Source organism: Arthrobacter sp. SO5, from assembly GCF_020532805.1.
Classification (GTDB): domain Bacteria; phylum Actinomycetota; class Actinomycetes; order Actinomycetales; family Micrococcaceae; genus Arthrobacter.
On the sequence record NZ_MQTQ01000065.1, the window covers coordinates 15,145 to 28,619 of the forward strand.

The 13,475-nt window shown below is 68.1% G+C and carries 12 protein-coding genes; all 12 read right to left on the reverse strand.

What is annotated here, in order from left to right:
- On the reverse strand, nt 1-1,672 hold a 1,672-nt coding region (locus BJG92_RS11915; RefSeq protein ID WP_232084220.1), incomplete at its 3' end, for a WYL domain-containing protein.
- 110 nt (nt 1,673-1,782) lie between these two features.
- Nucleotides 1,783-2,178 carry an FKBP-type peptidyl-prolyl cis-trans isomerase gene (locus BJG92_RS11920; RefSeq protein ID WP_232084221.1) on the reverse strand — a complete coding sequence of 132 codons (396 nt, stop codon included), beginning with the start codon at nt 2,176-2,178 and terminating at the stop codon, nt 1,783-1,785.
- A 53-nt stretch (nt 2,179-2,231) separates the two neighbouring features.
- Entirely contained in the window at nt 2,232-3,164 is a 933-nt protein-coding gene (locus tag BJG92_RS11925) for an FKBP-type peptidyl-prolyl cis-trans isomerase (RefSeq protein ID WP_232084222.1), read from the reverse strand.
- 110 nt (nt 3,165-3,274) lie between these two features.
- Nucleotides 3,275-4,639 carry a Pup--protein ligase gene (gene pafA / locus BJG92_RS11930; RefSeq protein WP_232084223.1) on the reverse strand — a complete coding sequence of 455 codons (1,365 nt, stop codon included), beginning with the start codon at nt 4,637-4,639 and terminating at the stop codon, nt 3,275-3,277.
- A 1-nt stretch (nt 4,640) separates the two neighbouring features.
- Nucleotides 4,641-5,348 (reverse strand): proteasome subunit alpha, encoded by a 708-nt coding sequence (gene prcA, locus BJG92_RS11935; RefSeq protein ID WP_232084224.1) that lies wholly within the window; start codon nt 5,346-5,348, stop codon nt 4,641-4,643.
- 1 nt (nt 5,349) lies between these two features.
- On the reverse strand, nt 5,350-6,231 hold the full coding sequence (gene prcB / locus BJG92_RS11940) for a proteasome subunit beta (RefSeq protein WP_232084225.1): 882 nt from the start codon (nt 6,229-6,231) through the stop codon (nt 5,350-5,352).
- A gap of 95 nt (nt 6,232-6,326) precedes the next feature.
- Nucleotides 6,327-6,530, reverse strand: a complete 204-nt coding sequence (locus BJG92_RS11945) for a ubiquitin-like protein Pup (protein ID WP_232084226.1) — start codon at nt 6,528-6,530, stop codon at nt 6,327-6,329.
- Between the two features lie 90 nt (nt 6,531-6,620).
- Nucleotides 6,621-8,231 carry a depupylase/deamidase Dop gene (gene dop, locus BJG92_RS11950; protein ID WP_232084332.1) on the reverse strand — a complete coding sequence of 537 codons (1,611 nt, stop codon included), beginning with the start codon at nt 8,229-8,231 and terminating at the stop codon, nt 6,621-6,623.
- A gap of 71 nt (nt 8,232-8,302) precedes the next feature.
- Nucleotides 8,303-10,111 carry a proteasome ATPase gene (gene arc / locus BJG92_RS11955; RefSeq protein ID WP_232084227.1) on the reverse strand — a complete coding sequence of 603 codons (1,809 nt, stop codon included), beginning with the start codon at nt 10,109-10,111 and terminating at the stop codon, nt 8,303-8,305.
- 82 nt (nt 10,112-10,193) lie between these two features.
- A complete protein-coding gene (locus BJG92_RS11960; RefSeq protein ID WP_232084228.1) occupies nt 10,194-11,282 on the reverse strand; it encodes a tRNA (adenine-N1)-methyltransferase in 1,089 nt (362 codons plus the stop codon).
- 112 nt (nt 11,283-11,394) lie between these two features.
- Entirely contained in the window at nt 11,395-12,615 is a 1,221-nt protein-coding gene (locus tag BJG92_RS11965) for a site-2 protease family protein (protein ID WP_232084229.1), read from the reverse strand.
- Nucleotides 12,608-13,378 (reverse strand): HAD family phosphatase, encoded by a 771-nt coding sequence (locus BJG92_RS11970; protein WP_232084230.1) that lies wholly within the window; start codon nt 13,376-13,378, stop codon nt 12,608-12,610. The genes BJG92_RS11965 and BJG92_RS11970 overlap by 8 nt, the downstream gene beginning before the upstream one ends.
- Nucleotides 13,379-13,475 lie beyond the last annotated feature (97 nt).

A 13,475-nucleotide genomic window follows, 5' to 3' on the forward strand; every position in this document is an offset into this window, starting at 1 on the left:
GCTCCTCGATCCGGTCCAGGCGGAAGTTGCGCAGCCCCTGCGCTGAGTGGCAGTACGCCTCGAGGTACCAGGTGTTGTCCAGCGAGTAGAGCCGGAGCGGGTCGACGTTGCGTTCGGAGACGGTGTCCCGCTGCGGGGAGAAGTACCTGAGCCGCAGCTGGGCTCCCGCTGAAATCGCGGCGCGGGCCGTTTCCAGGGTCACGGTGTTGCTCGGGGCCACCGCGGGGCCGGACAGCTGCGCGGCCTGGAGCCCCTGTTCCCCGGCCGCGGCCATGAGTTTGAGCGTCACCGACTCCAGCGCATTGCCCTCGGCCAGTTCCGGCAGCCCGTTGAGGGTCTCCAGCCCGGTCAGCAGGGCGCACGCCTCATCCACGGCGAAACGGACGGGCCGGTTCAGCTCAAGGTCCTGGATGATGTAAACGTGATCGTCGTCCCACTGGATGTCCAGGAGGTCATCCGGGTAGCCTTCGGGCAGCCCCGAGCAGATCAGGATCCGCAGATCTTCCTCGAGCTCCGTGCGGGTGATGCCGAACTTCGCGGCAACGTCACGGATGTGGAGGCCCTGGTGGTGGACCAGGAACGGGACCAGCTGGAGCATCCGCTTGAGCTGATCCTCCGAGGTACGTTTGCGCCGGAGCTTGGCGTTGCCGGCGCCGCCGGCCGGGAAGGCCACCGGCGGGGCGGGCGTGGCGGCAAACTTTGCTGCGGCGGCAAGCCGGCGCCGGACGGCCGTTGCCAGCTCAGGCGGGGACACGACGGCGACGTGTGGGCCGTAGGAGGCGAGTTCCTCGCCCAGAGTCTCTGCGTCCCGGTACGGGACGCTGAGCCGCTCCCGGCCCGCGCGGGGCGCGGCGGCCCCGGGTTCCGGGTAGGTGCCGGCAAGGGCGCGTTTCCGCAGTCCCAGCAGGCGGCCGTGCGCGACGTCGACGACGGCGGCCTGGACGGGCAGCTCCGCCAGGCCCGCCAGCTCGGCGCGGACGTTGAATGCCGCGGGCGGGCTGAAGCTTTGCTTCTGGAGCACGGTCACGGCCGAGGTGATGCGGGAGAGCCGGAAGAAGCGCTGCTCGCCGCGGGTCCGGTCGTGGCCCACGAGGTACCACTGCCCGAAGCGGCTGCCGAGGCCCCAGGGTTCCACCAGCCGCTCCTCCTCCTTGCCGGTGCTGCCGGCGAGGTAGCTGAAGCTGACCGGGTGCTGGGCGTGCATGGCGCCGACGAGGTCCTCAAAGGCTTGGCCGGCCGGGCGGATGCGGGGCTGGACGCCGGCCGGGAGCTCGGCATCGACGAGGCCGCCGGCCGCCTGCAGTTTGCGCATCGCGTTGACGGCGGCGGAGCCCAGGGCCGCGTGCTCCCAGAGCTGGGCGGCCAGGATCAGGACGGTGCATTCCTCGGGGGTTAGGCTGACCTCGGGCAGCCGGTTGGATTCCTTGCCGATCCGGTAGCGGGTGGTGGCGGGGTCATCCGAGCCCCAGCCCGTGTCCGTCACCGTTTCGACGTCGAAGCCGAAGTGGCGCAGCTCGCCCTTGTCGCGTTCGAACATCCGCCCGAAGGCGACCTCGGTGCTGGTGGTGTCATGGTAGACCTTGTCGCGCAGCTCGGCGCGGCGCAGGCCGTACTTGGTGTTGAGCAGGGCGATGAGCAGATTCAGGAGGCGTTCTGTACGTGAGGCGGACACCCCGCAAGGGTACTAAAGTCCTGCAGGAAAACGACAAAAGCGCGGTAACAGCCGGAAAGTGCTCTCCGATTGTTACCGCGCTCCGTGTCAAGCGGCCGGTGCACCGCCTCTTAGCGGACGGCGACGAGGTCGACGACGAAGATCAGGGCCTCGTTCGGGCCGATCGCTCCGCCGGCGCCGCGGGATCCGTAGGCGAGCTCGGAGGGGATCTCCAGCCGGCGGCGGCCGCCGACCTTCATGCCCAGGAGGCCCTGGTCCCAGCCCTGGATGACCTGGCCGACGCCGACCCTGAAGTCCAGCGGGGCTCCGCGGCCCCAGGAGGCGTCGAACTCTTCGCCGGTGGACCAGGCCACGCCGACGTAGTGGGTGGAGACGGTGTCGCCGGCCGTGGCCTCGGCGCCGTCGCCCTCAATCAGGTCGGTGATGACCAGTTCGGTGGGAACCTCGCCCTGGGGGAAGTCAATTTCCGGCTTCTGGCGGTCAAGGTCTCGCTGTCCAAATGACATGGTTGCTCCTTAGTGCGTGGGTGTTGGAAGTCAGGTTCTTGCGTGGTGGGGGGTTACTTGGCGCCGAGGATGTCGACGACGAAGGCGAGGTCGCCCTTGGCGTCGCCCTGGCCTGCATCACCGTAGGCAAGGTCCTTGGGGATGACCAGGAGGACGCGGGACCCGACCGTCTTGCCGGTCAGTCCCTGGGTCCAGCCCTTGATGACGCCGGTGAGCGGGAAGGTGGCCTTCTCGCCGCGGTCGAAGCTGGAGTCGAAGACCTTGCCGCCGGCAAGTGCCACGCCTACGTAGTTCACGGTGAGGGTGTCGGTTGCCTTGACCTCGGGACCGTTGCCCTTGATGAGGTCCTGGGAGATCAGCGCGGTCGGGGCGGGTACGCCTTCGACGGAGATCTCGGGGATCCCCTTATCGTTTTCCTTCACGGTGGGCAGGCCTGCCGGCGGGGTGACGGCGTCGCCCTCGGGCTTGTCCAGGACCGGCGGGGCATCCTTGGCGGAGAGCACCTTCACCACGAGCAGCTGGGCCGGCTGCGCTTCGGCGCCTTCGGCCGCGGCCTTGCCCGGGACGGCCAGGGCAATGTGGGAGCCGATCTTGGCGCCCACGAAGGCGTTGTAGATGACGGCACTGGACGTCTTGAGCTCGTCGTTCAGCTCAAGCTGTTCCGCATCGTTCGGGAAGGTGTCCTGGATCTGGGTGCCGTCCGCACCGTTGAAGGCCACGACGGAGATCGACGCGATCTGGTTGGCCTTGACCCGGTCCCCGCCGCCTTCGGTGACCACCTTGATGGTGGGTTCCTTGACCTCGAGCGGCTTGGTGAACTCAACACCGGGTGCCTTCTTGTCGCCGTTCTCCGTCAGTTTCAGGGAGTCCAGCTTGGCGGTCTCTCCGGCGGACTGGCTGGTGGGCTCCGGGGCGGCGGGTTCGCCGCCTCCGCAGGCGGTCAGCAGCAGCAGCCCGGGAAGAAGAATTGCTAGTAGTCGGCGCACTTGGAAACTTTCGTCGAGGCAGGATGGACGCAATGCCGCACGGTGTCCCGCGGCAAAGGAAGCAGTGGCCGCATGGCGGCCGCTACCAGAATAACGCGGAAAGCTGGGTATCAGCCCATAGAGTCCAGCAAGGCATCCACCCGCTCGTCCACGCTGCGGAACGGATCCTTGCACAGCAGCGTCTGGTGGGCGCGGTCGTTGAGCTTCAGGTGGACCCAGTCCACGGTGTAGTCGCGGCCCAGTTCCTGCGCCCGCCGGACGAAGTCCCCCCGGAGTTTGGCGCGGGTGGTCTGCGGCGGGGCGTCCACCGCATCCTTGACCGCGGTGTCATCCACCAGCCGGCGCACGGCTCCGCGGTTCTGGAGCAGGTAGTACAACCCGCGGGTGCGGGAAATATCGTGGTACGTCAGGTCAAGCTGTGCGATCCGGGGCGCGTCCAGGCCCAGCCCGTGCCGTTCGCGGTAGTTGTCCATCAGCTTCTTCTTGATGGCCCAGTCCACTTCGGTGTCGATGGTGCTGGTGTCGCCGCTTTCGATCGCGTCCAGGGTGCGTTCCCACAGGTCAAGGATCAGCGGCACGTGCGCGTTGTGGGCACCGTTCTCGGCCACGAACGCGGTGACCTTGTTGAGGTACTCGCGCTGGATCTCCAGGGCTGTGAGCTGCCGGCCGTTGGCAAGCCGGACCAGGGCGCGGCCGGTCAGGTCGTGGGAGATTTCCCGGATGCTCCGGATGGGGTTCTCCATCCGCATGTCGCGCATGATGACGCCGGCTTCGATCATCCGCAGGATCAGGTCCACCGTGCCGACCTTCAGCAGTGCCGTGGTCTCGGACATGTTGGAGTCGCCTACGATCACGTGCAGCCGTCGGTAGAACTCGGCGTCGGCGTGCGGCTCGTCCCGGGTGTTGATGATGGGCCGGGACCGGGTCGTCGCGGAGGAGACGCCCTCCCAGATGTGGTCTGCGCGCTGGGAGAAGGCGAACGTGGCGCCGTGGGGAGTCTTCAGGATCTTGCCGGCCCCGGCGATGAGCTGGCGCGTCACGAGGAACGGGATCAGGATTTCTGCCAGCCGGGAGAACTCCCCCCGGCGCGGGATCAGGTAGTTCTCGTGGCTGCCGTAGGAGTTTCCGGCGGAATCGGTGTTGTTCTTGAACAGATACACCGTGCCGTTGAATCCCTCGGCCGCAAGCCGCTCCTGTGCCTCGTCTACAAGGTCATCCAGGATCAGCTCCCCGGCTTTGTCGTGTGAAATCAGCTGGATGAGGTCGTCACATTCGGCCGTGGCGTACTCGGGGTGTGACCCGACGTCGAGGTACAGGCGGGAGCCGTTGGTCAGGAAGACGTTGGAGGACCGGCCCCAGCTGACCACCTTGCGGAAGAGGTAGCGGGCCACCTCCTCCGGGGCCAGAGGCCGGGACTCCGGGCTCGAATAGGAAATCCCGAACTCGGTTTCGATGCCGAAAATGCGCTTGTCCATCTCAGTTCTCCTCAGCCAGCAGTGCCACGATGTCGGAGTCCTCAAGCCGCCGGAAGGCACGGCGTATCCCGCGGGCGCTCTCCGAGCCGCGGTCCAGCACCGCCACCTCCACGGCCGACGCCGGCAGGGTGGTGGTTTCCTTGTCCGCGACGAGGCCGGCCAGGGCGAGCTTGATGGCGCCGGCGAAGTCGAGTTCGCTATGCCAGCCGGCCGCGACAGCCCCGGACACCTTGTCCGCCTGGCCGCCCATCACGATGAAGCCGTTCTCGTCGGCGATGGACCCGTCGAAGGTCAGCCGGTACAGGTGGTCCGCGTCCGGCGCCGGCCCGACCTCGGCCACGGCCAGCTCCACTTCGAACGGTTTCTGTTCCGCAGTGAACACGGCGCCCAGGCTTTGGGCGTAGACGCTGGCCAGTCCCCGGGCCGTGACGTCCTCGCGGTCGTACGAGTAGCCGCGCACGTCCGCGTAGCGCACGCCCGCCTGGCGCAGGCTTTCGAACTCGTTGTACTTGCCGACGGCGGCGAAGGCGATCTTGTCGTAGATCTCGCCGATCTTGTGCAGTGACGGCGAGGGGTTTTCCGCCACGAGGGCTATCCCGTCCCGGCAGCTGATGACCACCACCGACCGTCCCCGCGCGATGCCTTTCCGTGCGAAATCCGCACGGTCCTTCATTAGCTGTTCGGGCGATACGTAGAACTGCTGGGTCATTTCAGGCCTCCCGCTGGGCAACGGCCCTGGATTCGATGATGGTGCCGGCCACGGCCGCGAGTTCGCGTTCCGGGACGCGCACGGCACCGGACCGGTTGACGATGTACACCACCGGCCAGAGCTGCCGGACGGGGTCGGGGCCGCCCGTGGCGGAGTCGTCGTCGGCGGCGTCGTACAGTGCCTCGACGGCGACCGCGACGGCGTCCTGCTCGGACAGGTTGGGCCGCCAGAGCTTCTTCAGGGCGCCCCGGGCAAACATGGAGCCGGAGCCCACCGTGTGGTGTTCCTGCTCCTCGTAGCGGCCGCCGGTGACGTCGTAGGAGAAGAGCCGGCCGAGCCCGGCTGGCCGGTCGAAGCCGGCAAACAGCGGCACCACCGCGAGTCCCTGCATGGCCATCGGGAGGTTGCCGCGGATCATGGCGCCAAGCCGGTTGGCCTTGCCGTCCAGGCTCAGCAGGGTTCCCTCGATTTTTTCGTAGTGCTCAAGCTCAACCTGGAACAGGCGGGTGATGTCGAGGGCGATGCCGGCCGTCCCGGCGATGCCGAGCACGGAGTACTGGTCCGCCGGGAAGACCTTTTCGATGTGCCGGCTGGCGATCACATTGCCCATGGTGGCGCGGCGGTCCCCCGCCATCAGGACCCCGCCGGCGTAGGTCAGGGCCACGATCGTGGTCCCGTGCGGCACCTGGAGTGCTCCGGCTGCGGTCTGGGCGGCTGCCGGGACCTGCCCGTACGGCATGTGGCCGGGAGGCATGAACCCGAGCGGCATTAACCCGAGAGGCATTAACCCGAGAGGCATTAAGCCGGGCCGTTCGCGCTGGAGGTGCTCGGTGAATGAGGACGTCGCGTTCGCCGCTACCTGGTTGGCTGTGGTTTCCTGCACTGGTGCACTCCCTCAACGTAGTGGATCAACGGCTTCCGGATCTCAGCCACGGGCGGTCCCACGCGTGGACTACCTCCGGCGGCGCGGCCGCGGCCCTACTGGCCGCCCTTTTGGACAAACGCGCGGACGAACTCCTCGGCGTTGGATTCGAGGACGCCGTCGATCTCATCGAGCAGGTCGTCGACGCCCTGGGTGGCGGCCGATGCCTGACCCTCGGCAGGTGCCGGCGGGGCGGCGGGAACGTCCTCTTCAACCTCGGTGCCGCGCGACTGCGGTTGCTGCTGCTCCTGGCCTGCCATGGTTCTCTCCTTCTGTCCGTCCCCCCTCGTGTGAGGGACATCCTGTAAGCCATATTGCCACGCCGGGGGCGCCGGCGGGATGCTTTGTCCCTAGGAACCGGGACTGAGTCCCAGGAGTTCGGACAGGAACGTTCCGGCCTCCCGGTGCCGGGCAAACAAGGCCCCCGTCAGCGCCTCCGTGCCGCGCAGCGGCTCACGGGTGGGGACCCGCTGAAGCTTGCCGCGGCCAGGCACATCGAAGATCACGGAGTCCCAGCTGGCGCCTACCACGTCGGTCCCGAAGCGGCTGACGCAGCGGCCGCGGAAATAGGCCCGGGTGTCCGACGGCGGTTCGGTCACGGCCCGCTGGATCGCGGCGTCGTCGACGATCCGTTGCATGCGGTCGCGGGCCAGCAACCGGTAGTAGAGGCCCTTCTCGGGCCGGATATCCGCCCACTGCAGGTCCACCAGGCCCAGGCGGGCATGGCCCCACTCCAGCCCGTCGCGCTCGCGGTAGCCGTCCAGGAGCGAGAGCTTGGCCAGCCACTCCACCGAGGAGGCGGCCGCGGCCCGGTCGCTGCCCAGCTGGGTCAACGTCGCGGACCAGCGTTCCAGCACGGCGTGGGTGTGGCCGTCGCCGTCCACGGCGTCGGCCACACCGGTGTCCTGGGCGTGCTTGGCCGCGGCCTCGAAGTAGATCCACTGCAGGTCCAGGGCCTTGATCCGGCGTCCGTCCAACAGCCGCAGGGTGGCGGTCAGGGAGGTGTCATGGCTGACGGCCTGCAGTGCCGCGACCGGTTCGTGGACTTCCAGCCTGGGCGCGAGCCCCGCCTCGATCAGGCTCAGCACCATGGCCGTGGTGCCGAACTTGAGGTAGTTGGACGCCTGGCTCAGGTTCGCGTCGCCGATAATGACGTGGAGCCGGCGGTACTTGTCGGCGGTGGCGTGCGGCTCGTCGCGGGTGTTGATGATGGGACGGCGGATGGTGGTTTCGAGGCCCACTTCCGTCTCGAAGAAATCTGCGCGCTGGCTGATCTGGTAGCCGGGGCGGGACGCGTCCTGGGCCAGGCCGACGCGTCCGGAGCCGCAGATGATCTGGCGGGTGACGAAGAACGGCGTCAGCCCGCGGACGATGTCGCCGAACGGGACGGAGCGGGGCATGAGGTAGTTCTCATGGGAGCCGTAGGAGACGGACTTGTTGTCGGTGTTGTTCTTGTAGAGGTTGATGGGCGGCAGGTCCGGGTCCGCGGCGAGCCTCCGGACGGCGGCGAGGGCCACCAGGTCGCCGGCGGCGTCCCAGGCGACCGCGTCGCGCGGATTCGTGATTTCCGGGCTGGAGTACTCCGGGTGGGCGTGGTCGACGTAGAGCCGTGCGCCGTTGCCCAGCACCATGTTCATGAGCAGCGTGCCGGACTCGTCCTCGCCGTCGTGCTCCAGCTCTTCCCGGCCGTAGGCCAGGGCCACCGCCTCCGCGTCGAGGACTGGCGGCTGGTCCGTCAGCTGCTCGGGGTCGGCCGTGCCACGCTCCAGGGTCCAGCCCCGGGCGTCATGCAGGGGCTCCTCGTCGGTGTAGTCCCAGCGGGTTTCCGCCCCACCGGCGGCGCGCTGCCGGGTGAGCTGCGCGTAGGCCTGGATGACGCGGGCAGACATCATGGTGGCGTTGGCGCCCGGTGCGGTGGGCGCGTGGATGCCGTATTCGGTTTCCGAACCCATCACGCGCATGGCGCCACCTGCGGGCAGGCCGCCGGAGACCTCCGGAGCCCGGCTGGACGCGGGCCCCGCAGCCGGCCCTGTCACAGGTACTGGCCTGTGCTGGGCATCGTCTCGATGGACTTGCCGGGTTCCTGGCCGGCTTTGCCCTGGACGATGGTGCGGATGTAGGTGATGCGCTCGCCCTTCTTGCCCGAGATACGTGCCCAGTCGTCCGGGTTGGTGGTGTTGGGCATGTCCTCATGCTCGCGAAACTCGTCGATGACGGCGCGGAGCAGGTGGTCGATCCGGATGCCCTTCTGGCCGACGGTGAGGAGGTCCTTGATGGCGTACTTCTTGGCGCGGTCCACCACGTTCTGCACGACGGCGCCGGAATTGAAGTCCTTGAAGTAGAGCATCTCGGTGTCCCCGTTGGCGTAGGTCACCTCGAGGTATTCGTTGGATTTGTCCGTGGAGTACATGGCCTCGACGGTGCGCTGGACCATCGCGTCCACGGTGGCCTGCACATCGCCGTCGTGCTCGGCCAGGTCCGATTCGTGGAACGGCAGATCGGCGGTGATGTACTTCTGGAAGATATCCGCTGCGGCCTCGGCGTCGGGGCGCTGGATCTTGACCTTCACGTCCAGCCGGCCGGGCCGCAGGATCGCCGGGTCGATCATGTCCTCGCGGTTGGAGGCGCCGATCACGATCACGTTGTCCAGGCGTTCCACGCCGTCGATTTCGCTGAGGAGCTGCGGGACGATGGTGGTTTCGACGTCGGAGGAGATGCCGGTGCCGCGGGTGCGGAACAGCGAGTCCATCTCGTCAAAGAACACCACCACCGGGCTGCCCTCGGAGGCCTTCTCCCGGGCGCGGGCGAAGATCAGCCGGATGTGGCGTTCGGTTTCACCGACGTACTTATCCAGCAGTTCCGGGCCCTTGATGTTCAGGAAGTAGCTCTTCATGTCCGTCTTGCCGGTGCGCTCGGCGGCCCGGGCCGCCAGGGAATTCGCCACTGCCTTGGCGATCAGCGTCTTGCCGCAGCCTGGCGGACCGTAGAGCAGTATGCCCTTGGGGGCCTTGAGCCCATGCTCGCGGTACAGGTCCGGGTGCAGGAACGGCAGTTCCACGGCGTCGCGGATCTGTTCGATCTGCGGGCCGAGGCCGCCGATGTCCTGGTAGGTGATGTCCGGGACTTCCTCGAGGACCAGGTTCTCCACCTCGGAGCGCGGGACCTTCTCCAGCGCGTAGCCGGTGCGGGAATCGATCGAGAGCGCGTCGCCGACGCGCAGCTTTTCCCCCAGCAGGGCCCCGGAGAGCCGGATGACGCGTTCCTCGTCCGCGCGGCCCACCACCAGGGCCCGGTCCGGTCCCAGCAGCTCCTTGAGGGTCACCAGGTCACCGGCCCGTTCGTAGCCGAGGCCGGCGACGACCAGCAGGGCCTCGTTCAGCAGCACCTCCTGGCCGACCGCCAGCTGGTTCATGTTCACCAACGGGCTGATCCCCACGCGCATCTTGCGGCCGGCGTTGAAGATGTCCACGGACTCCTCAGTGGCGGCCTGGCCGCTGTTTCCCGCCGAGGGCAGGCGCTTCGGGTTCAGCTGCAGCACGGTGCCGAAGCTGTACGGCGGCTGGCCCTCCTGGTCGAGGGCGTTCTTCAGTCGGAGGATTTCCGCCTTGGCGGTTTCCAGCATGCTCACCAGCTTGGAGTTATTCTGGGTCGCCGCGGCGAGCTGGCGGTCAATATGCCGGAGTTTGTCCCGGAGGATATTGACCTGCCGCTCGACCACGGTCAGTTCGTTGGCTGCGTAGCGGTCACCATCGGTGGCCGCGGACTCTCCGGCGGCCAGTGCCGCCTCTGCTGCTGCCTCATTCGCCGGGGTACGGCCCGGGTCAGTGTTCGGAGTCTCCATCGTGCATCAGCCCCTTCCTGCGCTTCTCTTAAGACAGTAGCCCCAAGAAGCCGGGTCCCGCTGGAGACTTCCGAAATACGGACTAGTTCGTAACCTCGGGTTCGTCCTTGACGTTGGTCCCCGCGATGGCGTCCCGCGCGGCCCGGCGCAGCTTCTTGTCCGAGACCGCACGCTCCCCCACGGCGCCGGGGGTCCAGGCGTTGACGTCCTCTTCGTTGAAGCCGGTCTTGGACGGACGCCGCTTGACGGAGATGCCCGTGACGCCGTCGGCCAGCCGGCGGGTGACCAGCAGGAAGCCCGTGTGAGCCACCATGCGGTGGTCCGGGCGCACGGCCAGTCCCTCAAGGTGCCAGCCGCGGACCATGGATTCCCAGGCATCGGGTTCAGTGAAGCGGCCGTCGGCGCGGATGGCTTCGGCCGTCCGGGACAGCTGCGTCACAGTCGCGACATAATTGATCCACACACCGCCCGGTGCGAGGACGGTGGCGACGGCGTCGAGGCATTCCCAGGGTGCGAGCATGTCCAGGACCACGCGGTCCACGGAGCCGGGCTCCTCGGTGCGGACCACTTCCTCCTGGAAGTCCCCGAGGGAGATCTGCCAGGCCGGGTGCGGGCCGCCGAAAATGGTCTCGACGTTGCCGCGTGCGATGTCCGCGAACTCTTCCCGGCGTTCGAAGGAGTGCAGGTAGCCGTTGTCCCCCACCGCGCGCAGCAGCGAGATGGACAGGGCACCGGAACCGACGCCAGCTTCCACGACGCGCGCGCCGGGGAAGATGTCCGCCATCGTGACGATCTGGCCCGCATCCTTGGGGTAGACCACGGCCGCGCCGCGGGGCATGGAAAGCACGAAGTCGGAGAGCAGCGGGCGCAGGGTCTGGTACTGCTGGCCGACGTTGTTGACCACGACCGAGCCGTCGGGCCTGCCGATGATCTCGTCGTGGTTCAGGAAGCCGCGGTGGGTGTGGAAGGCCCCGCCCGCCTCCAGGCTGATGGTGTTCATCCGGCCGCGTTCGTCGGTGAGCTGAACGCGCTCACCTTCGCGGAAGGCGCCGCGGCGGCGTGCAGCGCCGACCGGGACGGCGGTGCCGGGGACGGTTTCCGGGACGGCAGCCGTGCTGCTGCCGGGCGTGACGTCGGCCGGGCTGGGGTTGGCGGCGGTGTCGCTGCTCATGAGAATATTCCTCGCTCCTGTAAGCTGTGGGGCCGCGGATCTGCCGGCGGTCCGGCTGCTTGTGCCCGGGGCGTTGCGCCCCGGGCCGGTACTACACGACCGGCAGGTAACTCTACCGGCTTTGGCCGTTCATCCGCCTGCCGGCGGGATTCCGGCCGGCGGGATTTTTGCCGGTGATGGCGTTCAGGACGGTGGACTGGCGCAGCAGCCCCGTGACAGTTCCGTCGCGGTCCACGACGGCATAGTCCTGTCCTTCCAGCTGGGCGAGGTACTGGAGCAACTCCTGGCCTCTGGACCCTTCGGGCACGTAGGCGCCCTCGCCGAGGGGGTAGGCGACGGCCGTGACAGGGGTGGTGCCCGCCGCGGAATCCGGGACCGCAGCGACGGCGCCGGCATCCACCAGCGCGGCGGGGCGCCCGTCCGGGCGGTAGAGCACGACGGCGGGGATGGCGCCCGTGCTGCCGTCCCGCGGCAGGCGCAGCACGTCGGCCACCGTGGCGGATTCCGGCAGGCCGACTGCAGGTTCTGCGAGGCCGGCGGCGTCCACGAGGTACAGGCGGCCGCGCAGCCGCGCCTGCCGGATCGACGCCGTCGCCCCCATCCAGAGGAAACTGCAGACCAGGAGGGTGATGAGCATGAGTGAGAATTCGGGGCGTCTGCCGCTGAGCAGCGGCAGGGCCACGAACCAGCCCACCAGGGCGACGACGATGATCCGCCCGCTCCAGCCGGCGGCGATGGTGCCCTTCTCCTGGCTGCCGGTGGCCTTCCAGACGGCGGATTCCACCAGCCGGCCGCCGTCGAGCGGCAGCCCGGGCAGCACGTTGAAGATGCCGATCAGCAGGTTGGCCCACACGAAGATGTTCGTAAGGATGCCCGCGACGCCAGTCAGCCCGCCGCCGGTCAGCAGGAGCCAGCCGCCGCCGGCCAGGACGAAGTTCGCGGCCGGACCGGCGAGGGCCACGAGCACGGAACGGCCAGGGGACGCGGTGAAACTCTCGAACTGGGTGTGGCCGCCCCACAGGTTAAGCACGATCTTCTGCGTGGGCCAGCGGTAGATCTTGGCGGTCAGGGCGTGCGCGAGCTCGTGCACCAGCACCGAGATCAGCAGCAGGACCGCGTAGGCGAAGGCCACGACATAGGCTGTCAGGCCCAGTTCAGGGTTGTTTGACGCCAGCACGGGCCCGTACACGATGACGGTGAACGCCGCGATGATGAACCACGAGTAGGCCAGGACCACCCGGACGCCGGCGATGCGCCCCAGCGGGATTCCCTCTTTGCGTGCCTGTTCCTGCGGGCCTTCCCCGCGGCGGCCCTGCGTGTCGGTGTCAGTCATGGGCCACGCCCCCTACAGCGCCTGCCAGGCTGGTATCCAGGCTGGTATCCAGGCCGAACGTGGCATCCGGGAACTCGTGCCGCAGTGCTACGAGCTCTTCGAGGTCGGCCACGGTGCGTCCCTCGAGGGTGTGCCAGGTGGCGTGGCGCGGATCGTGCGGCAGCTCCATGATGTGCGGGATGGCCACGGTCACGACTCCGGAGGCCACCGCGGAGGCCACCCCCGGGATGGAGTCCTCCAGCGCCACGCAGTGGTGGATGCCCAGCTCAGGATCCTGCTGCTGGAGCAGTTCCACGGCCTTGAGATAGGCCTCGGGGTGCGGCTTGCCGTGGGTGACGGTGTCGCCGGTGACCAGGAAATCGAAATAGGGCTCGGGCAGGCTGGCAACGATTTCCCGCGCCAGCGGGGCCTCGGACATGGTCACGAGGGCGCAGCGGATGCCGGCGATGTGGAGTTCGTCCAGCAGCTCGCGGGCACCTGGCCGCCACGGCACCGAAATGCGGACCAGGCTGATGACGTGGTTTGTCAGGATGTCGATGATTTCCCGGCGCCCCAGGTTCACGCCGGCCTCCTGCAGCACGCCGGCGGAGTACACCAGCGACTGCCCCACGAGCTGCATGGCCTTCCCATGGGTCCACTGCCCGCCGTGGGCGGAAACCAGGGCATGCTCGGCTTCGATCCAGTACGGCTCGGTGTCGACGATGGTTCCATCCATGTCCCATAGCGCGGCTTTGAGAAGTGGCTGGGATACAGAGGATCGCATGCCCTCCAGTCTACGGTGCGGCCCTGAGGGGACGCCGGATACTACGCCTACGGCGAATATCGGTCACGCATCGAACGTTTCCGGCGCTTCATTGCCT